The sequence below is a fragment of the Thermococcus marinus genome (assembly GCF_055389025.1).
In genome coordinates this window covers 1,767,395-1,789,989 of sequence record NZ_AP042417.1, presented here as the reverse complement: position 1 = coordinate 1,789,989, position 22,595 = coordinate 1,767,395, and the positions used below count along the sequence as shown (strand labels likewise).

Annotated in this window: 23 protein-coding genes and 1 tRNA gene; 16 read left to right on the top strand and 8 right to left on the bottom strand. The window is 55.1% G+C overall.

All coding sequences use genetic code 11. The features are described from left to right. Positions 1-62 precede the first annotated feature (62 nt). Entirely contained in the window at positions 63-920 is an 858-nt protein-coding gene (gene panB / locus ACZ5ER_RS09885) for a 3-methyl-2-oxobutanoate hydroxymethyltransferase (RefSeq protein ID WP_050003755.1), read from the top strand. Then, on the top strand, positions 921-1,589 hold the full coding sequence (locus ACZ5ER_RS09880; protein WP_464934340.1) for a glycosyltransferase family 2 protein: 669 nt from the start codon (positions 921-923) through the stop codon (positions 1,587-1,589). It begins immediately after the preceding gene. 134 nt (positions 1,590-1,723) lie between these two features. Here ACZ5ER_RS09880 and ACZ5ER_RS09875 read toward each other — a convergent pair. Both ACZ5ER_RS09875 and ACZ5ER_RS09870 read right to left on the bottom strand, forming a co-directional pair. Next, positions 1,724-1,800, bottom strand: a tRNA-Thr gene (locus tag ACZ5ER_RS09875). A 39-nt stretch (positions 1,801-1,839) separates the two neighbouring features. Further along, positions 1,840-2,655, bottom strand: a complete 816-nt coding sequence (locus ACZ5ER_RS09870; RefSeq protein ID WP_050003753.1) for a phosphatase PAP2 family protein — start codon at positions 2,653-2,655, stop codon at positions 1,840-1,842. 106 nt (positions 2,656-2,761) lie between these two features. On the opposite strand from ACZ5ER_RS09870, the gene ACZ5ER_RS09865 reads away from it, so the two are divergent. Next, complete coding sequence (locus ACZ5ER_RS09865) at positions 2,762-3,208, top strand: HAD family hydrolase (RefSeq protein ID WP_464935194.1); 447 nt, start codon at positions 2,762-2,764, stop codon at positions 3,206-3,208. A 3-nt stretch (positions 3,209-3,211) separates the two neighbouring features. Continuing rightward, positions 3,212-3,841, top strand: a complete 630-nt coding sequence (locus ACZ5ER_RS09860; protein ID WP_464934339.1) for a YigZ family protein — start codon at positions 3,212-3,214, stop codon at positions 3,839-3,841. Here ACZ5ER_RS09860 and ACZ5ER_RS09855 read toward each other — a convergent pair. Then, positions 3,838-4,656, bottom strand: coding sequence for a hypothetical protein (locus ACZ5ER_RS09855; protein WP_050003750.1), 819 nt, complete (start codon positions 4,654-4,656; stop codon positions 3,838-3,840). The genes ACZ5ER_RS09860 and ACZ5ER_RS09855 overlap by 4 nt on opposite strands. A gap of 204 nt (positions 4,657-4,860) precedes the next feature. Between ACZ5ER_RS09855 and ACZ5ER_RS09850 the strand changes: the two genes are divergently transcribed. The 3 genes from ACZ5ER_RS09850 to ACZ5ER_RS09840 are packed head-to-tail and all read left to right on the top strand — an operon-like array spanning position 4,861 to position 5,484. Further along, on the top strand, positions 4,861-5,058 hold the full coding sequence (locus ACZ5ER_RS09850; protein WP_227738721.1) for a hypothetical protein: 198 nt from the start codon (positions 4,861-4,863) through the stop codon (positions 5,056-5,058). Beyond that, entirely contained in the window at positions 5,001-5,258 is a 258-nt protein-coding gene (locus tag ACZ5ER_RS09845; protein ID WP_227738720.1) for a hypothetical protein, read from the top strand. The genes ACZ5ER_RS09850 and ACZ5ER_RS09845 overlap by 58 nt, the downstream gene beginning before the upstream one ends. Before the next feature lie 37 nt (positions 5,259-5,295). Then, positions 5,296-5,484, top strand: a complete 189-nt coding sequence (locus tag ACZ5ER_RS09840) for a hypothetical protein (RefSeq protein WP_464934338.1) — start codon at positions 5,296-5,298, stop codon at positions 5,482-5,484. A 6-nt stretch (positions 5,485-5,490) separates the two neighbouring features. On the opposite strand, the gene ACZ5ER_RS09835 is transcribed toward ACZ5ER_RS09840, so the two are convergent. From ACZ5ER_RS09835 to cas6, 5 genes are all read right to left on the bottom strand, one after another. After that, positions 5,491-8,190 (bottom strand): DEAD/DEAH box helicase, encoded by a 2,700-nt coding sequence (locus ACZ5ER_RS09835; protein WP_464934337.1) that lies wholly within the window; start codon positions 8,188-8,190, stop codon positions 5,491-5,493. Positions 8,191-8,296: 106 nt separating this feature from the next. Next, complete coding sequence (locus ACZ5ER_RS09830; protein WP_050003748.1) at positions 8,297-8,536, bottom strand: hypothetical protein; 240 nt, start codon at positions 8,534-8,536, stop codon at positions 8,297-8,299. 44 nt (positions 8,537-8,580) lie between these two features. Then, a complete protein-coding gene (locus tag ACZ5ER_RS09825; RefSeq protein WP_050003747.1) occupies positions 8,581-8,820 on the bottom strand; it encodes a hypothetical protein in 240 nt (79 codons plus the stop codon). Positions 8,821-8,965: 145 nt separating this feature from the next. Next, positions 8,966-10,231: a hypothetical protein gene (locus tag ACZ5ER_RS09820; protein WP_050003746.1), complete on the bottom strand. Its 1,266-nt coding sequence runs from the start codon at positions 10,229-10,231 to the stop codon at positions 8,966-8,968. 13 nt (positions 10,232-10,244) lie between these two features. Beyond that, on the bottom strand, positions 10,245-10,964 hold the full coding sequence (gene cas6, locus ACZ5ER_RS09815) for a CRISPR-associated endoribonuclease Cas6 (protein ID WP_464934336.1): 720 nt from the start codon (positions 10,962-10,964) through the stop codon (positions 10,245-10,247). A gap of 816 nt (positions 10,965-11,780) precedes the next feature. On the opposite strand from cas6, the gene cas1 reads away from it, so the two are divergent. Genes cas1 through cmr6 form a run of 9 tightly spaced genes read left to right on the top strand, consistent with a single transcriptional unit; the run spans position 11,781 to position 21,916 of the window. After that, positions 11,781-12,644: a CRISPR-associated endonuclease Cas1 gene (gene cas1, locus ACZ5ER_RS09810; RefSeq protein ID WP_464934335.1), complete on the top strand. Its 864-nt coding sequence runs from the start codon at positions 11,781-11,783 to the stop codon at positions 12,642-12,644. A 51-nt stretch (positions 12,645-12,695) separates the two neighbouring features. Continuing rightward, positions 12,696-12,962 carry a CRISPR-associated endonuclease Cas2 gene (gene cas2 / locus ACZ5ER_RS09805; protein WP_050003744.1) on the top strand — a complete coding sequence of 89 codons (267 nt, stop codon included), beginning with the start codon at positions 12,696-12,698 and terminating at the stop codon, positions 12,960-12,962. Positions 12,963-12,971: 9 nt separating this feature from the next. Continuing rightward, positions 12,972-14,081, top strand: a complete 1,110-nt coding sequence (cmr1, locus tag ACZ5ER_RS09800) for a type III-B CRISPR module RAMP protein Cmr1 (RefSeq protein WP_464934334.1) — start codon at positions 12,972-12,974, stop codon at positions 14,079-14,081. Further along, complete coding sequence (gene cas10, locus ACZ5ER_RS09795; protein ID WP_464934333.1) at positions 14,081-16,960, top strand: type III-B CRISPR-associated protein Cas10/Cmr2; 2,880 nt, start codon at positions 14,081-14,083, stop codon at positions 16,958-16,960. The genes cmr1 and cas10 overlap by 1 nt, the downstream gene beginning before the upstream one ends. Next, positions 16,957-18,006, top strand: a complete 1,050-nt coding sequence (cmr3, locus tag ACZ5ER_RS09790) for a type III-B CRISPR module-associated protein Cmr3 (protein ID WP_464934332.1) — start codon at positions 16,957-16,959, stop codon at positions 18,004-18,006. Before cas10 ends, cmr3 begins: the two co-directional genes overlap by 4 nt. After that, positions 18,003-19,430, top strand: a complete 1,428-nt coding sequence (gene csx1 / locus ACZ5ER_RS09785; protein ID WP_464934331.1) for a CRISPR-associated CARF protein Csx1 — start codon at positions 18,003-18,005, stop codon at positions 19,428-19,430. Before cmr3 ends, csx1 begins: the two co-directional genes overlap by 4 nt. Continuing rightward, a complete protein-coding gene (cmr4, locus tag ACZ5ER_RS09780; RefSeq protein ID WP_464934330.1) occupies positions 19,430-20,314 on the top strand; it encodes a type III-B CRISPR module RAMP protein Cmr4 in 885 nt (294 codons plus the stop codon). The genes csx1 and cmr4 overlap by 1 nt, the downstream gene beginning before the upstream one ends. Positions 20,315-20,318: 4 nt before the next feature. Continuing rightward, complete coding sequence (cmr5, locus tag ACZ5ER_RS09775; protein ID WP_050003738.1) at positions 20,319-20,855, top strand: type III-B CRISPR module-associated protein Cmr5; 537 nt, start codon at positions 20,319-20,321, stop codon at positions 20,853-20,855. 2 nt (positions 20,856-20,857) lie between these two features. Further along, entirely contained in the window at positions 20,858-21,916 is a 1,059-nt protein-coding gene (cmr6, locus tag ACZ5ER_RS09770; RefSeq protein WP_050003737.1) for a type III-B CRISPR module RAMP protein Cmr6, read from the top strand. Positions 21,917-22,595 lie beyond the last annotated feature (679 nt).

Here is a 22,595-nt window from a genome sequence, read left to right as displayed (position 1 = left end):
TATATAATCCTATCGAAACCGTTAATTAGACCGCCAGCTAACCCCTCCACAGGTGGAAGAATATGAGGGAGATAACGCCGAAGAGAATCCGCGAGATGAAGGGGAAGGAGAAAATCACGATGGTGACGGCCTACGATTACCCTTCAGCGCTCCTGGCAGATAAAGCGGGAATTGACATCGTTTTCGTCGGCGATTCCCTCGGAATGGTCGTTTACGGCGATAACAATACGCTCAACGTGACGATGGAGCAGATGGTCTTCCACACGAGGGCCGTTGCAAGGGCCGTCAGGCGGGCGCTCGTTTTAGCGGATATGCCGTTTTCGAGCTACGAGGTGAGCGTCGAGGAGGGCGTTAAGAACGCCGTTAGGTTAATTCAAGCAGGAGCGGACGCGGTGAAGATTGAGGGTGGAGCAGACCACGAGAAGCTCGTCAGGAAGCTCGTTAGGATGGGAATTCCTGTTATGGGGCACACTGGACTAACCCCCCAGCGCTATCTAAGGCTCGGTGGCTACAGAATCACGGGCGAGACCGAGGAGGAAATCGAGGAAATCCTGCGCGACGCTAAAGCATTGGAGAGGGCCGGAGCCTTCGCGGTCGTTCTGGAGTTCGTCCTAGCCGATGTCGCAAAGCTCGTAACTGAGGAAGTCTCGATACCGACGATAGGAATCGGGGCGGGCCCGTACGTTGATGGCCAGGTTCTGGTCTGGCACGACCTCCTTGGAATTTACGAAAGCTCGCCTCCCTTTGCCAAGCGCTACGCCGAGCTGGGCAAGATAATCCTCGACGCCCTCGGCCAGTACAACCGCGAGGTCAAGACTGGAGAATTTCCAAGTTCCGAGCACTACTGGGAGTATCAGGACAAGGAAGACTTCAGGAGGAAGGCTCAGAAGGCCCTCGAAAGGCTTGGAGATGGTGAGTGAATGCTCGGCGGAAAGAGGATCAGCGTCATAATCCCGGCCTACAATGAAGCGGAGAGGCTCCCCAAAGTGCTGGAGAGGATTCCCGACTTCGTGGACGAGGTAGTGGTGGTCGACGATGGCTCAAGCGACGGGACTCATGAAGTTGCGGAGGGGTTTTCCGGGAAAGACGCCCGGATAAAGGCAGTTCGTCTTGGAAAGAACTGCGGCAAGGGCGGTGCAATGCGTGAAGGAATCCGACACTCCAGCGGGGACGTCGTTGTCTTTATAGACGCAGACGGCCAGCACAAGCCTGAGGAGATAATCAAGCTCGTTGAGCCAATAATATCCGGCGAGGCCGACCTGGTAATCGGTGCCAGAAGGGTCGGGGAGGCCGGCAAGAGGCCTTTCCATAGGAGGCTCAGCAACATAATAACGACGAGGCTCATAAGGTTCAAGCTTAGGCAGTACGTCTACGACACCCAGAGCGGGTTCAGGGCCTACAGGCGGGAGTTCCTCCCGGAGATAGAGAGTGACAGGTATGAGGTTGAGACGGAGATGCTCCTGAAGGCCGCTAAGATGGGCGCGAGGATAAAAGAGGTTTCGGTGAGCATGATATACGATCCCTCACGGGAGGGGCGGTTTGGGCCGAGGGACGTTTTTCGTTTCCTCAGGGTGTATTTCAAGTTCTGAGGCCCCATTGCCCTTTTACTTTCTATCTGCTTGAGCGCACGTAGAGATGTGGCAGAGTTAAGAGCACAGAGAATCCCGTGACGGTTCACTTTTCTGCCAAGTCAGTCTTGAGAAACCTGCAGGAATATGAGTTGTGGAGCCGGGACCGGGATTTGAACCCGGGACCTGGGGATTACGAGTCCCCCGCCCTGCCGAGCTAGGCTACCCCGGCACCGTTGTAAGGAACAGGCCCGTTATTTATAAGCTTTTCTCAGGGCTGGCCGAGGAGACTCCTGACCACCATGAGCCACTTCTGGGGGTACAGGGCCACAATGAGCACCAGCGCGGCGAGGGTGAAGTTCAGCATCGTGATTGCCCTGAGGGATTTCGTCTCGAGGCGGTGTATCCTCTCGGGAATCCTGAGCCTCGTGTCGTCGGTTATCCTGGAGACCAACCCCGCTAGGAGGAAGCCTGTGAGGACGTCGTAGACCCAGTGGTGGGCTAGGAAGACCGTCGAGAACGGTATCAGGGTGTTTATCACTATCACCGCCTTGCCCCCCAGGCGCTTCCGGTACTTCCAGACTGTGAGGATGTGTATCGCCGCGAAGGTGTTGTGGAGGGAGGGCAGTACGAACTCCTGCCTGGTCAGGAGGGTGTCCTTTACCGGATATCCCTGAATCTGGTAAACGTAGTGGGGTGCGTAGATGTGGAAGATTAGATAGACAATTCCGGCCCCAGCGTAGGCCAGCAGGTACCTCGCAAGGAGCTTGTCTGCAGCCTCCAGGTCGCGCAGGTATATCAGGACGTAGAACACCATGAACGCTATTGACCCCGCGAACCCGAAGTAGTAGACCCATTTGAGAATCAGATAAAGGGGAACGATGGAGCGGGTGTACTCCAGAAGCGCGAGGACAAAGGGCTTCGATGTGAGAGGGAGCTTTAAGAACTCCTGGGTAATGTCAACGCTTTTCCTGCCCATGTAGATGTACAGAAGGCTGAACGCCATCCATCCAAGGTAGCTGAGGAGGAATGCGTTGAGCCTCACGATGACTTCTCTGTCCCGAAGTCTTGAGACGAGTGGTTCCATTTCTTATCCCCCAAAGTCATGCTTTTAACTCGCTGGTTGTGTATCGCCTCAGTGTAGAATCCAATCCTTTAAAAACTTTACACTCAACCCCAAACGGGTGGTAGTTGTGGAAATACCTGGCTACGGAAAACTTAAGTTCGGCGCGGTTCTCTTCGACCTCAACGGGACACTTGGGGTTGAGGGGAGAGTTCCGGAGGACGTTAAGAAGCTCCTCGTGAAGCTTGCTGACCGCTGCACGGTCGTCATTCTTAGTGCCGACACCTTTGGGACGCTGGAGGAGGAGTTTAAAGGGCTCCCCGTTAGGATCGAACGGGTCTCAACTGGGGCAGAAAAGGCCGAGATAGCCGAAGGCTACGCCCCCTATGTGGCCATAGGCAACGGGAACAACGACGTTGCGATGCTCGAAAGAGCTGAGTTAGGGTTCTGCGTGATTGGAAAGGAAGGTGCGGCAGTTGATGCCCTCCTCGCGAGCGACGTGGTCGTTACCGACGTGAGGGACGCGATAGAGATGCTCCTCGACGAGAGAAAGCTGATAGCGACCCTGAGGGAGTGATGTATGGGCTACAGGACGCTGAAGGGCATCGGGACTGCCGAGCTGGTCATTAAAAAGTCCGTGTTCATAGGCTACGCTTCCCCCGCAAACACTGAGGAAGAGGCTAAGGCCTTCATCGAGAGAATCAAGGCCCACCACAGCGACGCGACGCACAACGTCTCCGCTTACCTCATCAACGACGGGAAGAACTTTGCCGTCCGCTACGATGACGACGGCGAGCCCAAGGGCTCGGCGGGAAAACCAGTACTCAAGGTTATACAGAACAAGGGGCTGAGCAACGTCGTCGTTGTCGTTACGCGCTATTTTGGGGGCATAAAGCTCGGCTACGGTGGGCTCGTCAAGGCTTACAGTGACGCGGCAAGCCTTGCAATCGAGAACGCGGGGGTAGTTGAGGTTTACGAGACGGAGCGCTTCGAGGTCACCTTCCCCTACAACCTCTTCCACACAGTCAAGGAGACAATCGAGAACTACGGGGGACGGGTCGTTGGTGAGGACTATGGAGCGCTGGTGGCGTTCACCGTAGAGACTAGGAAGGGCGAGGCCGATGGGCTGATGGAGCTCCTGACAGAAAAGACACGGGGGAGAGCAAGGCTGAGGAGGCTCTTTATGAGCTCGTTTGAGGGGAGCCTTTAGTCCCTCATTATTTTTAGGAGTTCGCGGAGCTTCCAGTGCAGGATCACCAACGGGTAAAGGGGTCTAAGGACGGCGTGAAAGGTGACTCCACCGGAGGTTTTCCTCGGCACCAGCTTGTAGAGTTTTGGATTGAACCCTCTAGATCGCAGGAACTCTTCCTCATGTTCAAGATACGCCCCTATGAGCAATTCAAGTGCATCAGCACTCCCAGATCTTCGTTTTAGGACTTCAACGAACTCCTCGCAGGTCTCCGCACTCTCCCCCTCGAAGAGAAAGTCCTCGAACACAAGCCTTCTTTCCTGCCTTTTTATCCTGCGGCAGAGCTCCAGCATTAGATCGTAGTCGTTGACGTCATGCACCCTACCCAGAACTTTCGAAAGCGTGTATGTCCTCCATGAGCGCCCCTTAACGTGAAGGGCCCACGTGAATGCTTCTACCAGCACCTTCCTTTTTTCATTGGGATCGTCTAAGCACCATCCCACCTTTTGCAGGATTTCAGCTTTCTCCCTTGGTCCGGGGATAAGATAAACTCTCTCCCAAACCTCGCGGGCGCGTTCTGGTGTACACTCCTCCAAATACTCATAGAAAAGCCTCCAGAGACCCCAGGAGATACTTTCGAGGTCATCAAGGAGTGCTACAATTGTATTCACACCATCGTCAAGCTTACCGTTCTCCCTAAAGGCGAGACCAAGGTTTATGACGTTGCGAGTGTAATCGGACAGCTCTCCATTGTTGAGCTTCCTTCTATCAATGTTGCGTAGGACTTCTCTGGCCGCTTCAAGCTCTCCCATTGCTATAAGCTCCTCAACGTTCATTTCTATCACCGTTAAGGGCATAGATATGGAGGCATTCTCAATGCGAGGAGAGGATAAAATATCCATCCTCGGTTCTTAAGCAGGGTTAAAAACTTAATTGTCAGTGCGGGACAACATTATAGATTTACACGGTATGTACTTTACACGGGGTATAAATTAGCTCAGGTTCTTGCGAGGCTTAAGAACCTCGACTTCAGGGGGCTTTTGCAGGAGATAACGGACAGCTATCCAAACATCTCCCTCGTTTTCACGGGCTCGATGCCGGGCATGCTGGTCGAGTACCTGAACCCCGGCGCCGAAAAACCCAACTTCATGCGCTCGGCGGAGGTCTTCACGCTCCCAAGGTGGACTACAGAAGAGGAAGGGGCTACCTCAAAGAAGGGTTCAGGAGTTACGGCATAAGCATCACAAACGAACTTGAGCTCTCAAGGGCCGTTGAGGAGCTGGGGGGCGTTCCCGGGTTTATTTCTCACTACGGCCTTACCGTCGTCAACCTTGTTCGGGACGGAAAAAGCCCGGAAGAAGCGCTTCTGCTGGCACTCGAAGAGAGCCGGAGATACGCCCTTGAAGAATGGCGCAGGGACGTGGAGGCCTTTCTATAATGTTTACAGCAGCGGGGTTTACATTAGGATTCTTAGAGTGCTGGCGGAGGCCTACCCAAGCGCCCTCAGGGGGGCAGAGGTCTATCGGAGACTCAAGCCCCTTGGCCTCGCTCCCAAAAGGGTACAGCACGTCTACAAATACCTTGAAACCCTGGAAAAGGCCGGGTTCGTCCGTTCCTCGGAAAAAGGTACTGGGTTGAAGACCCGCTCCTCAGGGAGACGATGAGGAGCTTCAATCTCCAGTGATGCCCTCCTCTTTGCTTCCCAAAACCCTCTCCCAAACCTTTATCGCGGCCCACTTGTCCAGGAACTCGTTGAAGGTGCCGCACTTTGGAGAGAGCGTGCACACCGGACAGCCGTCCCTGCAGGGGCAGGAGCGGAGGTGCTCAAGGCTCTTCTCCATAAGCTTCTCGATGTTCTCGTAGAGTATCGGTGCGAGGCCCGCTCCCCCCTCGTTGCCGTCGTAGATGAACACGAGGGGTTTTCCGGCGTGGGGTGAGCCGGGGAAGCTCGCGTAGCTGTAGCCGCCCAGCTCCCTGCTGTCGATGTAAGTGAAGATGGGGGCTATCTTTATGAGGTTGTGCTCTATCGCGTGGAGTGCCGGGCCTATCCCGTCCTTGCTGTCCACCATCTTCTTTATCGCGAAGGCCAGCTCCTCATCGCTTATTCCGAGCCTTTGGAGGGCGTCGCCGATGCTCTTCCTTATGACGTGGCTCGTGGCGCCGAGGTAAAGTGGGAAGAGCTTCCTCCTGTCGAGGTTGCTGTAGATGGTGAACGCAACGTCCTCAAAGCCCTTTTCAGTGGCCACGGCAAAGAACTCCCTGAACTCCTCGCTCGTGACATCCCGTATCCAGTCCGGGAAGACGAGCCAAATCCCCTCAGTCTCGAACTCCCTGACGTGGGGTTTTTCAAACTCGACCTTCGCGAACTTCTCCCAGTTTAAGATTGAAAAGTCCTCATCGGCCTCGACTCTCTCACCGCTGACGGGGGAGTAGATTTCGCCCTTCAGAATTCCTGCTTCCTTGAGTTTCATGAGCTCGGCAACGTAGTTGCCCACATCGTTGCCCTTAACGGCGAACCCCGTGTAGATGTGCCGGACCCTTAGGCGGCCGAGGCCGATCTCAACGCCAGCGTGCTCCTTGCTCGCGACGGTTTCGAGTATCTCGACCTCCTCCCTCTTGGCCACGAAGGTCTCAACGTCCCAGAAGCGGTTGAGTTGCCTCGCGAAGACGAAGTGGAGCTTCCCGATGGTGAGCCTATCTCTGGCCATGTACAGCTCCCCGCGGGAGAAGTAGGCCATTCCCGGGAGGAGCGAGCGGTGGTACTCGTCGGCGTCAACCTCCTCGATGATGTAGCCCTTGAGTTTGAGCCAGTTGATGAAGTTGAGAAGCTCGCCCAGCGAGGACTTCTCCATCAGCTTGCTCCTTATCCAGGGCTCGTCCCTGACGAGGAAGAACGTCTCGTCGCTCGCTGTCCTCAGGGAGGAGTAGCTGAAAGCCGGCTTCTTCACGCGGAGCTCAAGCCTTCCCGTGAGCGGGTTTTTCTTCAGGTCGGCTTTTCTCTCGATAACGAGCTTTTCGGCGATTTTTCTCTCGAACCCATCGAGCTCGTCCCAATCAAGTATCCCAAGCTCGGTTAGGAGGTAGTGGAGGTGCTTCTCTGCTATGCGCTCGTTCTCCACGTTGACGGGCATGTACTCGATTACCCCCTTCTCAAGCCTCTCCACGAGCTCGGCGAAGTGCTCGCGGTAGTAGTAGTCGAGGCCGTTTTTTCTGAGGACTATGGCGTTGAGGGCCTCCCTGTCCGCCTTCCTCCCTGCCCTGCCGAAGCGCTGGATGAGGGAGAACAGCCCGTCAGGCGGGATGCCGTAGTTCACAACGGCGTCGAGGTCGCCGATGTCTATGCCGAGCTCGAGGGCGTTGGTCGTGAGGAGGACGAGGAGCTTGCCCTCCTTGAAGTCCCGCTCTATTTCCCAGCGGACGTTCTTGGGGAGCGTCCCTTTGTAGGTGCTCGTCTTAGGGAAGACCGGCGAGCTGAGGAGGAAGCGGAGAAGCTTTTCGGTTCCTTTCCTGCTGTCGAAGAAGACAAGGGTCTTTATGCCACTATCGGCCAGCCTCTCAATCAGCGCCCTGAGGAGCTGTCTCTCGTCCAGGTTCTTCGGCTCGAAGAGGACGAGGTACCTCCTCGGGAAGGGGTTGGTGGCCTCTCTTACCGCCTCGAACTTCCTCCTGAAGAGCTTTTCAGCGAACTCCTCTGGGTTCCTCAGCGTCGCGGAAAGGGCTATAATCTGCGGCTTAACTCCGAGGCGCTTAAGCCTGAAACCCAGCCGCCTGAAGAGCCACGCCGCGTTGCTCCCGAAGACGCCGCGGTAAACGTGGAGCTCATCAACGACGAGGTAGCGGAGGTTCCGCAGGAGCCACTCGTAGTCCCTCCACTTCCTCAGGATGTTGTAGTGGAGCATGTCCGGGGTCGTGAATATCACGTTCGGCCTCTCGCGGAGCATCTCACGCCTCTCGCGCCAAGAGACATCCCCCGTTAGGATTCTCGCGCTCACGTGCTTTCCCGTGAGACGGTAGAAGGTGAGGTTCTGGAGCGAGAACTTCTCAAACTGGTTGTTGATGAGCGCGCGGGTGGGATAGATTAGCAGGTAAGTCGCGCGGGGGTCGGAGAGGTAGGAGTCGAACATCGCCAGCCGGAATATCTCGCTCTTTCCGCTCGCGGTTGGGGTGGTTACAACGATGTTTTTGCCAGAGTAGAGTTTCTCAAGGGCCTCAGCCTGGTGGCGGTAGAGGGAGAAGCCGAGCTCTTTAAGGAGGGCGTTTACTTCGGGGTTTTTGAAGTGGAACTCGCCGAACTCACCATCGCTCGGCGGGAAAACGTGGACTCTCGCTATCTCTGACTTCAATGGCTTCAGCGTCTCGAAGAGGGACATGTTGGTGGCTTGGAGGAAGGGACTAAAAAGCGTTTGGATAAGGATGCTGGCAAATGTTGGCCCTGTAGTGAACCCAATGCAAACTCACGGAGCAAAAAATGAAAGGTTAGCGAAGGCGCTCGGCCTCCGCGTAGAGCTTCGCCTTCTCAACGAGAACTTTGATGAACTCAAGGAGCTCTCGCCCGTTCTTTTCAGTGTAGGGAAGGAGCACATCAAGCGGCCCGTTGAAGCGGGCGTGGTCTTCGAGAAGCGTGAGGGTCTGTTCAACCGTCGTCCTCGCGATGCTCCCGGAAATCGTCTCGTAAGTGCTCCTCAACCGGACTTCATAACGCTTGCAGGCCTTCACAACATCACCTCCTATGCGCGCCCCAAATGGGCAAAAAAGAAAGATTACCGGAGCAGGGCCCTTATCTCTTCCTCGCTGAGGGCCCGCTCGATGTACTTGGAGAGGAGGTAGGTGAAGAGGAAGACGTTCTCGGGGGTCAGGTCGATGGGTTTGTAGTGGTAGCGGTCGTAGCCTTCGGCGATGACGAACTCGAAGCTTCTGGGGCCGAACTCGACTTCAATCCTGATGGGCCCGTCCACGCCTTCTAACTCAAGGACGTAGTAATCAAAATCCACTGCATACACCACAACCACCGCGCAGAAGAGTGAAGCAATCCAATTTGGAACAGAAGGGTCTGGAGTTTATAAATTTTTCGGGCCTGAATGACGGGATTAACACGTTTAGAGTCTTAAAAGTTGAAAACAAAACCAAGGGGAGCGTTATTTATTGCTAGTGGAGTATCCATATCGCCCCAAGGCCCGCCCACACTCCAGCCAAGAAGGCAGAGGAATACAAAGTTGCCTGCCAGAGCCTGTCCACGAGGGAGTAAGGCCCGCCCGCCTTCTCTATGGAGAGATAGAACATAACAAGGGCGAGCAAGCCGGTGAAAAGGGCCAGATGGTGGGCCTCGGGGAAAGCCTTCCATGCCTTGGGGAGCAGGTAGAGTGAGAGTACTATTGCGACTATTGAGATTCCCCAGAACCAGAGGTGCCAGTCCACCGAGCTCTTGCCCTCGTAGTGGAGCTGAGATGTGAACGCGAACGCTGCCATCCCTGCAAAGAACGCGGCAACCAGCGCCAAAAGGACAACGATGGTTGAGATGTTGTGGTAGCCCATGTCATCGAGGTACACCCCGATAGCCGCGACGGCTACGAGTGCCAGAAGCCCGGCTATTAAACCCGCAACCGCTCCCATCGTTCCGCCGGCAAGGGTTATCTTGAAATCATCGGGCTCTCCGCTGGGAGAGGAGTGCTTGCTGTAATCCGCCATGAGGTATGGGATCCCAAAAGTCCCGCCCAGAGCGCCTAGGATTGCCAGCCTCTCGTTGGTGACCCCGTGGTAGTAGCCATAGAAGAGCCACTCGGGGAGGGCGTTGTTCGAAAGGAGATGGTATATGAGCATGAAAACCGGGACGGCGATGATGAACATCGCGGGCCCAACGGGGTAGCCCCTGTCCCTCTCATAGAAGCTCAGGCCCGTTATGAACTGGAACGCCAGCGGGATGAAGGCGAAGGGGCCAAGTGCCATGAAGTAGAGCGAGATTATGAAGACGTCCCCCTCGGCCATCTCCTCGATGACCGCATTCTCTATTACACCTGCCATGAGACCTATCAACCCCCAGGAAACGATGCTGGCCTGCGGGAAGAACTTGGAGTTGATTATGAGGAGGGGTATTGAGAGGACGAAGACGGCCGTGGCGAGCTTCTCGCGGTTGGAGTCCATGAGAACCCCAAAGAGGAGGTACGCGAGTCCGACGGGGGTGGCGTAAAAGAGGGCTTTTAGGTTGCCTAGGAAAAAGCCCGCTATAGCGCCGAAGGCGAGGAAAACGTAGATGACGAGCTTTGCGAAGTCCATCCATGCAAAGGCGAGAAGGACGTAAGCTATCGCGAGTGCAAATGTGAAGTCGTTAAACTGGTCCGCCCACTCGAGAAAGGTCAGGCTCGCCGTGCCAAGGAGCACGAACCCTACTGCGTTCTTGAGCCTTTTTGAGACCATTTCGGCACCTCCTTTAGGGGGTTAAGAAGCCGAAGCCGAGGGAGTTGAGCTCGCCAAGGCCGGCGTCCATTAAGAACGCGTAGAAGTCGCGGTTGTCTGGAGTAATCCTCTTCTGGAGCAGTCTCCACGCGCTTCCGGGGATTAGAAAGCTCGCGCCGTGCATCCTAACACGGGTGTAAACGTCCACCCTCCCGTTCTTTCGAACCCTTGGAACCATTCTGTCGAAGATAGGCCCGTCCAGCTCGAACTCCTCGCCGGTAAAGACGCGGTATTTCTTGAGGGCGTTCTCCGTGATGCGGGATATGAAGTAGTCGAGGCTCTTCTCGTGGTAGAACGTGAAGAAGCCCCTGACATCGGGGTTCATCGAGCGGACGACGACGGGAGAACCCGTTACGAAGTTTCCCCTGGGCCTGAGGGAGAACTTTTTTATTCTCACAAGCTCGACCTTGAGCCCGCCGAGGTAGAGGCTTTCCTTCCCGCTGAGCCTATCGTGGAGGACTTCGATGAAGTTCCCGTCCGGGGAGCTGATGAGAACCGACTTTTCCTCACCCGCCCTGAAGTCGCCCGGCGGGAAGATGTCCGAGAACGTGAAGAACTTGAACCGCGCTTCATCGTGCCTCTTCCAGTACTCGGTGCCCCAGAGGTGGGAGTATATGAGGCCCTGGACGGTGTGCTTCGTCACGGAATCCCTCGGAGCGTCCCCCGTCGGACGGAAGGTCAGCATGAGCCGCATACACATAGTGGAGTGAAGTCAAATTAATAAGCCTTTTGGCTGTGGATTACGATGATGAGAGAAAAGAAATCTAAGGCGATCCCGATTGGGGATACGCTCTCATTACGCCAATTTAAACCGTTAGAGTCTTTACTGGCTTGACTTTTACTGAAAGTAAAGCGCTCAACGTCGAGCAGTTTAAAAAATTTGTTGGAATTCAAAAAGATGTCTGATGGGCAAAATTTGGATTTTACTCCATTGAAAGCCCGCAATTTGCGAATAAACGTGTTTTGTAGGTTTTCAGATTTTTAAAGATTTTCGTGGCTCTTCAGGAGTTTTGGACGAGTTTTAGGAGATCCCGATTAGGGATATCCACAGCAAAGCGTTGTTTTGCCCCAAAAGGCCTTTTACTTCCAGACTTTGAATCGTGGTAAAGCGCCCAACCTAAGATGATGTTAAAACCTGTAAGAAACCTTCAAGACCCGATTGGGGGACAGCGTGGTACTGTTATAACCCGCAAAAGTGCTTAACACCTGTTTTTCATGGAAAGCAGTCTTGAACGTGGACAGCAAACTAAAACAAAGGTGGAGAACCGAAAAGCCCTCTCGTGAGAGCAAAGTTTTTAAGGAGTCCTTACGTATTTATTCTGGACAAATAGGGCAATTGAAGGTATGGTTTACACAGAACATTGTTGTTTGGAAACCGGGGTTTGCAGTCAGACCAAATGTCAAGTTTGCCCGGAGCATTGTTGTCCAGCCAAGTTCCCAATAGTGGGTAAACTGTACAGCCTCCAAACGTGGAAAAGTTTATATATTCAAACTGACCAAAATGGTTCTGGTGCTTCGGCACATGAAGTACCCGCTCTTTATAACCCAGCATGGTGAACTAAGAAGAGAAAACAACGCCCTTGTCTTCTCCGGTGAACTAGTAAAGAGGGTTCTTCCGCTGGGGCAGATCAACGAGATACACTGCCTCGCAAGGGTCTCCCTCACGAGCGGTGCCATTGACATCCTGAGCGAGGCCGGGGTTCCTGTTCACTTCTACACCACAAAGAGCGACTACAAGGGGTCATTCGTAAACGACGCCTCGCCGAGGGGAAAGCTCCACCTCGCCCAGGCTGAGCACTACCTCGACGGTGAGAAGAGGCTCTACATAGCGGAGGAAATCGTAAAGGGCATGCAGAACACGATGGCATTCGTCCTCTCAAGGTGGGGCGTTAACCCCGTTAAGCTCAACTCCGTCGAGGTTTCAGGGGGGAGCGTTGAGGAACTTATGGGCAGGGAGGCCGAGCTGTGGACGCACTTCTACCGCTACTTCGGGGAGGCGATTGGCGTCGAGGACTTCAAGCGGACTAGAAGACCTCCGGAGGACGAGGTAAACGCGATGATAAGCTACGCCAACGCGGTCGTCTATGGCCTGGCCTTCTCATCGGCCGTAAAGGCCGGCCTGGACCCTTCCATAGGCTACCTCCACTCGGTCAGCGAAAGGAGGCACTCCCTCCCACTTGACCTTGCTGACGTTTTCAAGCCCCTCTACGTCTTCACGACTGTCAAGGCCCTGGTCACTGAAAAGAAGATGAAGAAGTCCGACTTCACGAAAAAGGGGAAAGCCGTGTACCTGTCGAGGGAGGGAAAGCGGAAGCTCCTGGAAGAGGAGCATGAGCTACCGTTTTATGATGGACTACGAGGCGAGGCGTCTTAAGAGGCACCTCCTTGGGAGGTCGAAATACCGGGCCTTCAGGCCGTGGTGGAAATGAGGTATTATATCCTTGTTTACGACGTGAACGAAAAAAGGGTCGTCAAGGTGCACAGGCTCCTTAGGCGTTATCTTCAGTGGCGCCAGAGGAGCGTCTTCGAGGGTTACCTGGCCGACGAGGAGCTTGGGGAGCTTCTGAGGAGGTTGGATTCAATAATAGACGAGTCCGAGGACTCGGTCGTCTTTTACTCACTGCCCAGTGATAAGGTCGTACACAGCTTCCATATCGGTGCTCCTCCCGACAGGTTTGAAAACGTCCTGTGAGGTGTTGAGATGTACGAGGCCGTGTTTGAGCTGGAGACCGTTACCCCCCTCTTCATGAGGGGTGCCGACCAAGGAAAAGCCGAATTCCGCTCCGCAAGCGTCAAGGGTGTCCTGAGATGGTGGTTCAGGGCCCTCGCACACGCTGTTCTCTTGGGCAACGTTGATGAGAACGAAGCTATCTCCATGATAAAAGACAGGGAATCTGAACTCTTCGGGAGCACCGGTAGAAAGTCCAAGGTTTTGGTCAGGGTCTCCTTCAGGGAGGAGAAGAAGGTTGACGTTAGGGAACTTGGAGCAAGGTATTTAAGCTTCGGCCTCTCTGGGAAAGGGCTCGTCGGAACAGCCAAAGTTGAACTTCTCTCCCACGAACGTAGATACCTTGAAATAGCGAGGGAAGTTTCGGAGGTTGCCTTTGCCTTCGGCGGTCTGGGGGCCAGAACGACCCGTGGAATGGGGAGCATCCAGCTCCTCGGAGAGTACGTAACTTCATCGTACCTCCAGAACGTTTACAAGTCTGCCCTTGATGTCATTGGTGGTTACCTCGGATATGGCCTTAACAGAACACCTAACGTTGAGCTTCCAGAGTTCCCGGCACTCCACCCGAAGTTCTTTAGGGTGAAACTCGGCTCGATGTTATACACTACCCCTTACGGTAGGTTTAGCGTCCTCTCAGACATAGACAGGAAGTTCCACAAGTTCCGACACAGTGGGCCGAAGCATGAGAGGTTTGTAAAAGGCAAATTAATCTCCTATTGGGTCACCGAGCAGTATGACGACGTTAAAAGGGCTTACCGGGGCAGTTCAGATGTCGAACTCCCTTACTCGGCCTTTGGCCTCCCCCACCAGTACAATTTCTTTTCCCTGGGCGTGAAGGGGCTTATGATAGAAGGGGAGGTTCACGAAAGGAGAGCGTCCCCCATCAGGTTCAAGGTCGTGAGAGGTTCTGACGGAAAGCACCGCCCGATGGTTGTCTACTTGAAGTACAGGTTCCTACCAGAGGGAGAGAATCTGAAGGTCAGAATCAAAAGGGATATACGGGCCAGAGGAATTCCTCAGCCTGGTTACCGCGACGTTGAGCGCTTCTTTAACGAATTCCCAGGTCGGGAGGTGGAGCTCTGATGATTCTATGGAACTCCTACGCTCAGGCCCTCCTTGAAGTGGCTCCGTCAAGGATTCTCGCGTCCCTGCTCGGGGAGTACGAGCTCCCTGAAAAGTGGAGGCATCTGTCAAGCTACCCCGTAACGGAGAGGCCGGGGCTTGAAAAGTTCGTCCTCAAGCACCCGATAAGCGCCGTTGAAAAGCCCCTCGAAAAACTCAGTAATTTCTGGTTCAATGCCTCCGAGGAGGAAAGGAGGCATTTCATTGAAACCCTGAGAAAAGCTGAAGAGAGCATCGCAAGGAAAATAGAAAGCGCCGATTCCATGGAGAAGTTCGCAAGGCTCTGGAACGACCTGCCGGAGAAACTGGAGGAGGAATACCAAAAAGCCCTTGAAGGAGAGGGGTTTGAAAACGCCAGGGATATCGCAGGGGAACTGGTTCACTTCCCGGCCGACCCTTACGTTCCGGACCACGACTGGTTGAGCAGGCTCGACGTCTACGCCCGGCTCAGGGACGGGAACGCCAGGCTTCTCCGCTTCAAGCTCTCGCCGGTTCAGGGGTTCATAGCCAACGCCAGAACCGAGAGGGACCTGTGGGCCGGGAGTCATATCCTCAGCCTCCTCACGTATCTGGCCATCTCGGAGCTGTGGCGCTCCTTCGGACCGCACGCGCTCGTCATACCCCACCTGCGCAACCAGCCCTTCTTCGAGCACGAGCTCGGCAAAGAACTCGACGAAAGAGAGCTCCAGATTGCCAACATGCCCAACAAAGTTTTAGCCATCGTTCCGGCCGATGAGGACGTCGAATCCCTTGGGGAGAAGATAGAAGACTCCATCAGGGGTTTCCTTGAGAAGCTCTTCCGCGCGGCCTGGGAATTCTACGGGATGGGCGAGTTCTTCGAAAAGAAGGACGTATACGACCTGACGGTGAGGAAGTATTTCTCGATAACGGTCGAAACCGTTCCGCTGACGAAGCTGGACGGCATCATCGAGGAGTCCCTAAAGGCCTATCTGGAGACGCTCCCAGACAACTTCGAGAGCGAGGTTCACCACTACCCAGAACTCTTCACCCTCCTCGACCAGTATACCGACTTCTCATCGGTCAGACACGACAGGTCCGAACAGCCTGGCGGCTTCCGCTGCACTCTCTGCGGCGAGAACCTCGCGATTGGGGGTAATGATAAATATGAAAAAGATGGCAGGGTTGAATATGTAAAATACAAGCATGTAACGGAGAAATGGAACGACCTCAGGGAAAGGCTGTGGGCGAGGAAAATCTACGACATTAAGGAGAAGGAGCGCCTATGTCCCCTCTGCCTGACGAAGCGCTTCTACCCGAGGTTCTACGTTCTCTGGGTTAAGAACTACCCAATGGTGGGGAAGGACGCGAGTGAGATAAAAGCGATGGCCGAAGGCAAGAAGAAAGAGCTCAAGCGCTTCCGCTCGGTGAGTGAGGTGGCGCTGAGGAGACCCACCGCCGAGGCACTGAAACGCTTCGAGAACGGGGAACTCAAGGCCAATGAAAAGCCCGTTACGTGGTACGATGTCTTTCTGTACCTGGCCCTCGATGTCTTCCCCGAGTGGCGCGACGAGTTCCGAAAGCCAACGTTCACCGGGGACAAGGCGAAGGAGTTCACGGACAAACTGCGGGAGCTCTCCGAGGCATTGAGGCTACTTTTCGAGAGGCTGGCTCCCAACGCTGAGGTCTTCTACGTCGAAAGCCTGACGGACAAGGAAGCCCTCGCGAAGGTTTACGGCGTTAACGTGGACAAACTCAAAGATATAGACGTCTCGGCAATCGCCCGGGCCCTGAAGGAACTCGTCACCTTCATCGGCGAACCGCCCAAGTACTACGCAATCCTCAAGATGGATGGTGACAACATGGGCAAGGTTCTGAGCGGTTCGAAGGCCGTGAAGGACGTTGGGGAGTATTTTGCCCGGGAGTCAACGATTGGGGCGAACAGGCCGGCAACTCCCGTTATCCATACGACCATAACGCGCTCTCTGAGCGAGTTTGCCGTCAAGCATGTCTCCGCCGTCTCGGAAACCCACGATGCCGAGCTCCTCTACGCCGGTGGAGACGATGTCCTGGCGCTTAGCTCGACGGACGAGGCCTTTGGGCTGGCTTATGAGGTTCAGGGCGAGTTTACCGAGGATTGGGTCGGTTACGAACCGTTACAGGGCGAGACGAGGAGTATGAGTGGAGGAATTCTTATAACCTACTACAAAGAGCCTTTATACACTGCCGTTCCCGGCGTTAACGGCTTAGAGCACCTTGCAAAGGAGAGCGGGAGGAACGGCCTTGCCATTGGTTACAGGAAGCACAGTGGCGCCTTTTACCGCGTGGCCGTTAACTGGGAGCTCTTCAAAGGAGGGTATTACTCCTCACTCCTCCGCGAGTTTAAGAGGGAAAAAATCAGCAGGAAGCTGATTTACGAGCTCGACACCGTCACGTGGCCCAACGAACCCCGGGCCGTGCTGAACCTTCTGAAGTACGAGTTCCTCCGGCACTCCAACTACGACAAGAAGAAAGAGAGGGAGGGGCTCATTGAGGCCCTCGCAAACTTCCTGTGGTTGGTTAGGAACGTGAGGGCCTTCCTAACGAAGGAAGACCTGAGGGGGATGGAAAACGGCCCCGACGAGTCCCGGCTGGAAGAGTTCAATGAGGAGATAAAGGAGGTAATCGTCAGCGACCCGGAGAAACCCGGGAGGTTCAGGTGGGAGGATATTAAGGCCCTTGCAGAGGAACTGATTGATGGGGAAGAGCCCCATGGGGAGGCGTGGTTTGATGAGCTCTCAAAACGTCTCAGTAGTGAACTGGCAGGGGTTGTCTTCAAAAAACAGGTTCACGGCGCTGCGACGCTCCTCAAGATACTCCTCGAAGCGGGGGTGGGGGCATGATTGAAATCCGCCCGCACGACGTCCTTTTTTTCAGGGAGAGCAGGGACTTCACGGCCGGTCAGGCCCACGTCGGGAGGAGCGTTGAGCCGCTCCCCCACACCCTGGCCGGGGCGATTATGGGTGCCCTCTTCGCGAGGAGAGCATACGACCTTCTCAACCTGGAGGTCGGGAATGGAGTCAAGAAAAAGCCCTCCAACGGTGAGTGGAGGCCAGGCTTCTCGATAGAGGGAGTTTTCTTCCACGATGGCTCCTCCCCCCTCTTCAAAATGCCTATGGACATCGTTGAGACCGAACTCGGCATAGGTGAGCTCAAGCCTTACTGGCCCCTTAAAAAAGAGGAACCCGCAGTTCACGCCTCTGTCCAGGGGAAGAGAACCCTCCGCTTCTCCCCGCTTGAAGGCTTCGTCGGGAAGGAATTCCTCATGGGCTACCTAAGGGGAGAGCCCGCGCTGGAGGACCTTGACCTCCTCAGACCCTACCTGAAGGAAGAGCGCGTTGGTATAGCACTCAACGGGCTTAAAACAACAGTTGTGGGAATGTTCTACAGGACTGAGTTCCTAAGGCTCGATGAAAAATCTGACAAGAGGGTTCGCATAGCTGTGTACTTATCCGAGTCCGATGAGGAGAAGCTGAAAGCGGTTCTTGGGGGGGAGGGCGTCCTAAAGCTTGGCGGTGAATCTCGCTTCGCCCGCTTTGAGTTCAAAGATGGTGAGCTCCCCATCCCAGAAGCGCTTGAAGTCCCAGCCGGCGGAACCGTCAGGGTTTACCTCGCGACGCCGGTCGTTGGGAAGTTCGAGGACATCAAGACGACCCTTATTAAAAAGCTCGGAAACGTGGAGTTCCTCAAGCTCTTCACTGGCAGGAGGCTCAAGGTTACGGGCTGGGACATGGTCGAGAGGAAGCCCAAGCCCCTGAAATACGCCCTTCCCGCTGGAACTGTGTTCTGGTTCAGGGTCAAGGAGAGCCTCTCACTCCCCGGGAAGATGTCCGTTGGGGAGATGACATGGGCCGGTTACGGCTTGGCCTTCACGGGGGTGCTGGGATGAAGAGGGTCTTAATCGCCACATGGGGGAACCCCTTCCAGTGGGAACCCATATGGTATAGGCTTGACTGCGAATCACTCGGGATTAAGGACTGCCGGAGCGTCGAGCTGAAGAACGTCAGCACTTTGCCCGTCCTGATGAAGGCCCTGCGACCCCATAGGGCCATCGTGCTCGTCCTCGACACCCTCACCAACCTCACCCTGAGAAACGACGTGAAGCCCAAGGAGGTTGGCTCCTACGAAGGGGCCGTTGAGGACGTTCAGGAGCGGGTTAAGTGGTTCATAGAGAACAGGATAAAGCCCCACCTCGATGAAGAAGACCGCGCCCTGCTCGATGACGTGGAGGTAGTGGTCCTGCCCGGTGTCGGGGAGTTCGACAACGTCAGCGTTGAGGGGGACGTCCTGGACTTTTATTCCGTCGTCCTGAAGGTTCTCGCCGAAAGGCTTCCCGTAGGGGACACAGAGGTAATCCTTGACCTCACCCACGGCGTAAACTTCATGCCCGTGCTGACATACAGGGCACTCAAGGCCCTGCTAGGCGTACTGGCGTACCTCTACACCGCGAGGCTGTACGTGGTGAACTCGGAGCCGTTCCCCCAGGGTCAACGGGAGTGGAAGGAGAAGATTAAAGAGCTCTCCGTCCTCAACATGAAGCTCGTGGAGGCACTGGAGCTGAGGCCCAGACCGCTGTACTCGACCGTCTCAGATAGGCCGGAGTGGAGCGCCTTCATAAGCTCCGTGACTAACGGCTTCCCCCTGGCCTTTGCGACGTTCTACCCCTCCACGAAGGACGTTGGGGCGTACGTGGAAAAAGGATATCAGGACTTCCTTGACGCCATCGAGGTGTGCATAAAGCCCGACCCTGCAGGAGAAAGAAAGGCCCACATCTTCCGCAGAAAAGCCCTAAGCAGGGACTTCAGAACGGCTGTGAAGCTCTACTACATGCTGAGGGTCTTTGGGACGGTTTTCAATGGGTATCCAAAGAAAGAGGTCACCCTTGACGAGCTGTTTGACATAAGTTCGAAGTTATTCGCGAAGATGCCGAGGATAGGGATTGTCGTGGAAGACCAGCTGTGCGAGCTGAAAAACCTTCAGGGATGGGCAATAGCTGAGCTGGGCAAGAAGAGGGGAAGGATTCCAAAGAGTCTGGTGGGGAAGAAAGGAATCGTACTCGGCGAGCTTTACAGGGTGAGAAATCAGAACTTCACTTCTGGTGGAAACTCAGTAAACAGAAACATCAAGGTTCGCAACTTCATAGCTCACTCCGGTTTCGAGTTTAACACCGTCTCCGTAAAGCTTGAGGATACCATCAGGGTTAAGGGTGGAAGGGCCGAGAAGGTTTTCGTGTTCTCGTACAGGGATAAGGGACTCGCGTCTCAACTCTGCGTTGATGCCCTCACGTATAGAAACCAGGGGGTGGTTTGCTGATGTATTCAGAAAGGTTGGTTCTCGGGATATACGCCGTTACCCCCGTCCACGCCGGGAGTGGAGCGGAGGTCAGCGTCATAGACCTGCCGATTCAGAGGGAGCGCCACACGGGCTTTCCCGTGATATGGGGCCAGAGCCTGAAGGGAGTATTGAGGAGCGCCTTCAAAGAGACCGGCGAACTGGAGGAAGTAATCAAGGCAATCTTCGGCCCCGAGCCTGGGGAGAAGGCCCACGAGCACGCGGGAGCGATAGCCGTTGGCGACGCCAAGGTTCTCCTCTTCCCGGTGAGGAGCGCGAAGGGCGTCTTCGCCTACGTCACGAGCCCGCTCGTGCTCAAGCGCTTCAAGGAGGACATGGAGCTGGCGGGTGAAAAGGTGGGCTTTGACGTTTCAGAGCTAAAGCCCAGGAGGAACGAGGCCATAGTTTCAGGAAACTCGGCCATCAACCTGAACGGCAAGGTCGTCCTTGAGGAGGTCGTGCTGGAGGCGCGAGAAAAAGAGAGCATCGGCGCCATCGCAACTGAGCTCAAAAGGCTCCTCCCGGAGGACATCAACCTTGAGGAGCGCCTCGTCATCGTTCACGACGACGTTTTCACGGCATTTGTGAAGCTCGCCACCGAGATTGTGGCGAGGGTTGCGATAGACCAGTCCACGGGAACCGTTCGCCGGGGTGGCCTCTGGTATGAGGAGTTCCTTCCCAGAGACACTCTCCTCTACGCGGTGATAGCCGCTGGAAACCCGAGGGTTACCGGGGTCGGGGGCCTGAGGACGGCCAGTGAGGTAAAGGACAAGCTTGGAAACTTCCTGACTTCGGTGAAGTACCTCCAAATCGGTGGCGACGAGACCGTTGGGAAGGGCTTCGTCAGGGTAGTCGTCAGGAGGTGAGGGCATGGACGTCGTGACGATGGAGCAGAGGCGCGCGAGGTTCGCCTACGAGAGGGTCCTTGAGGTCGCAACGCTCTCAATAAAAGACAGTAAAGGTAATGAGAAAGGCCCCGAGGTTGGGAGTAAATACCGCTCCTACGTCAAGAGCGCGCCGGTCTTAATCCTCACCAACGGCCTGGGGCAGGCGCTCGCTTTTTACCAGTCCAAGATAAAGGCAGAGGCCGAGATAACCGGGCCGGGCGAGGAGGAACCCGCGAACGGGCGCGTGCCGTTTACGAGGTTGCCCGACGAGATTAAGAAAAAGATGGAGGCCAGTGGAGAATTCTCAGCCGACAGGCTGGCCTACTCCTACCTCTACAAGCACATAGCCGAGTGGCTCAGCGAGATGGGTTTGACCGATGGAAACGACCCGCTGAAAACCTACGCCGAGAAAAACGCCCTTGAGGCAATCCTCCTGACGGAGGAGACGATAGCCCTCCTAAACTGGCTCAGGCGCTTCGCCGACGCGATGCTAAAGGAAGACGAGACGAGCGGTGATTGAGTATGAGAAAGGACCGCCGCGGTGGAGGGCGCAACTTCGGAGGGAGAAGGGAAAGCAGGGGACCCAAAGGGTGGAAGAAAAACACGAGAAGAGCGTGTTACTACGTTCCAAGGGACACACAGGACGCCCTGGGGGTCTCCAATCCAACAGCGGAGCCTGTGAACTTTGAGAAAGTACAGAACATCTCGCTACTCCTCGACAAGTTCGCGCCCTTTTCGAGCGAGAAGGGGGACGTGGGGACCTGCAACCCGGGTAGGTTAAAGGTGAGCGGGAACGTACTCAAGATGCTCCTCGGGGAAATCCGGGTGCCGTCAACGGCAGTGAGACTTTACCGGGGGTACTTCACCCGTTATCAGGAATTATTGACGAGCGTCGGAGCAAAGACCGGTAGGTTCACATTAAAGTCAAGGCTTGTCGTTGGCCTCGGTGACGAGAGCGTTTACGAGACTAGCATAAGACTGCTCAGGAACTACGGGGTTCCGTACATCCCGGGCTCGGCGCTGAAGGGCGTAACGAGGACGTGGGCGGTGGAGATGATGGCAGAAATGCTTGAGGGTACTGAGGGATTCGATGGAGACTTCTACCGGCGAGCGGGTCAGGTTCAGAGGCTCCTCGCGGAGGGAAACTTCAAAAAGTTTCCCGAGACGCTGGAGGTGGCCCCATCAAGGGAGCTTGAAGAGTTCCTCGATGTTTTCGGAACGGATGGTAACCCAAGGGAGGTAGCAGAAAAGCTCATCGAGCTCTTCGGAACGATTAAAGAGAGGGGAGGTGCAATATTCCTCGACGCTTTTCCGGAGCCGCCTGAGGGGAACGGCGACTGGCCCATCTTCGACTGGGACATAATGAACCCCCACTACGGTCCCTACTACCAGGGGGACAGGGCCCCGGGTGACTGGCACAGTCCAGTCCCCGTGATTTTCCTGACGGTGAGGGCAGAAACGCCATTCCACTTCGCCGTCGCGGGGGAGATGAAGGAAATAGCCTGGAACCTCCTGAGGCTGGCCCTAAGGCACCACGGCGTTGGTGCCAAGACCTCCCTGGGATACGGGCGCTTTGAATGATTCCCCAGTCTCATTCTCCCCTTTTTGCGTTTATCTGCAAAAACCGGGGGCCCCAACGGCAAACTTTTTGTGGAAGTAAGGCGCTCAATGTCTGGAAGTCTGAAAAATTTGCTCCTGAAAACGGGGGCATTTTAACCCTTTGAACCGTCCAAAAATCCCTAAAAGAACCGTATCCGGTTGAAAAAGAACGTTCCAAGGTTTTTGAATTTTGAGGCCCTGTGGTTGTCCCTAAAGGCATTTTGAGGACTCTCACAGAATCCCGATTATGAGTCCACCAATTCGAGCCGTCTTTAGCCGTTTAAAGCCACGACCATCTGGACTTTAATTGGTGGTAAAGCGCTTGATGTTTGGAAGTATTAAAACCTCAAAGCGGCCTCCGTTGCGGGGTTTGAAACCATCGAAGGAGAATTTCCGCGGAAGAAAGGCTCTCCTCGGGTTAAACTCCCCGGGAGATTCTTTCGATGCGTTTTGGCGAGCTAAAAGGGCAGAGGGACGAAAAGCCTTCAGATGAGAGCAAAGTTTATAAGGAACCGCTACATATTCCCTTTTGCCCCGGAGAGCTTCCGGGGATATGGTTTACGCAGAACATTGTTGTTTGGAAACTTTATCGGTGTCAATGAATCCCCAGCGACTACCCTTTATTGTTGAGAGCCTCGCCCTTTAGGGCGGGGAAGAGGTC

Bases quoted from the DNA above. Each gene is read 5' to 3' on its own strand.
- panB (WP_050003755.1), top strand. From the start codon at position 63: ATGAGGGAGATAACGCCGAAGAGAATCCGCGAGATGAAGGGGAAGGAG.
- ACZ5ER_RS09880 (WP_464934340.1), top strand. From the start codon at position 921: ATGCTCGGCGGAAAGAGGATCAGCGTCATAATCCCGGCCTACAATGAA.
- ACZ5ER_RS09870 (WP_050003753.1), bottom strand. From the start codon at position 2,655: ATGGAACCACTCGTCTCAAGACTTCGGGACAGAGAAGTCATCGTGAGG.
- ACZ5ER_RS09860 (WP_464934339.1), top strand. From the start codon at position 3,212: ATGGGCTACAGGACGCTGAAGGGCATCGGGACTGCCGAGCTGGTCATT.
- ACZ5ER_RS09855 (WP_050003750.1), bottom strand. From the start codon at position 4,656: ATGAACGTTGAGGAGCTTATAGCAATGGGAGAGCTTGAAGCGGCCAGA.
- ACZ5ER_RS09835 (WP_464934337.1), bottom strand. From the start codon at position 8,190: ATGTCCCTCTTCGAGACGCTGAAGCCATTGAAGTCAGAGATAGCGAGA.
- ACZ5ER_RS09820 (WP_050003746.1), bottom strand. From the start codon at position 10,231: ATGGTCTCAAAAAGGCTCAAGAACGCAGTAGGGTTCGTGCTCCTTGGC.
- cas6 (WP_464934336.1), bottom strand. From the start codon at position 10,964: ATGCGGCTCATGCTGACCTTCCGTCCGACGGGGGACGCTCCGAGGGAT.
- cas2 (WP_050003744.1), top strand. From the start codon at position 12,696: ATGAGGTATTATATCCTTGTTTACGACGTGAACGAAAAAAGGGTCGTC.
- cmr1 (WP_464934334.1), top strand. From the start codon at position 12,972: ATGTACGAGGCCGTGTTTGAGCTGGAGACCGTTACCCCCCTCTTCATG.
- cas10 (WP_464934333.1), top strand. From the start codon at position 14,081: ATGATTCTATGGAACTCCTACGCTCAGGCCCTCCTTGAAGTGGCTCCG.
- cmr3 (WP_464934332.1), top strand. From the start codon at position 16,957: ATGATTGAAATCCGCCCGCACGACGTCCTTTTTTTCAGGGAGAGCAGG.
- csx1 (WP_464934331.1), top strand. From the start codon at position 18,003: ATGAAGAGGGTCTTAATCGCCACATGGGGGAACCCCTTCCAGTGGGAA.
- cmr4 (WP_464934330.1), top strand. From the start codon at position 19,430: ATGTATTCAGAAAGGTTGGTTCTCGGGATATACGCCGTTACCCCCGTC.
- cmr5 (WP_050003738.1), top strand. From the start codon at position 20,319: ATGGACGTCGTGACGATGGAGCAGAGGCGCGCGAGGTTCGCCTACGAG.
- cmr6 (WP_050003737.1), top strand. From the start codon at position 20,858: ATGAGAAAGGACCGCCGCGGTGGAGGGCGCAACTTCGGAGGGAGAAGG.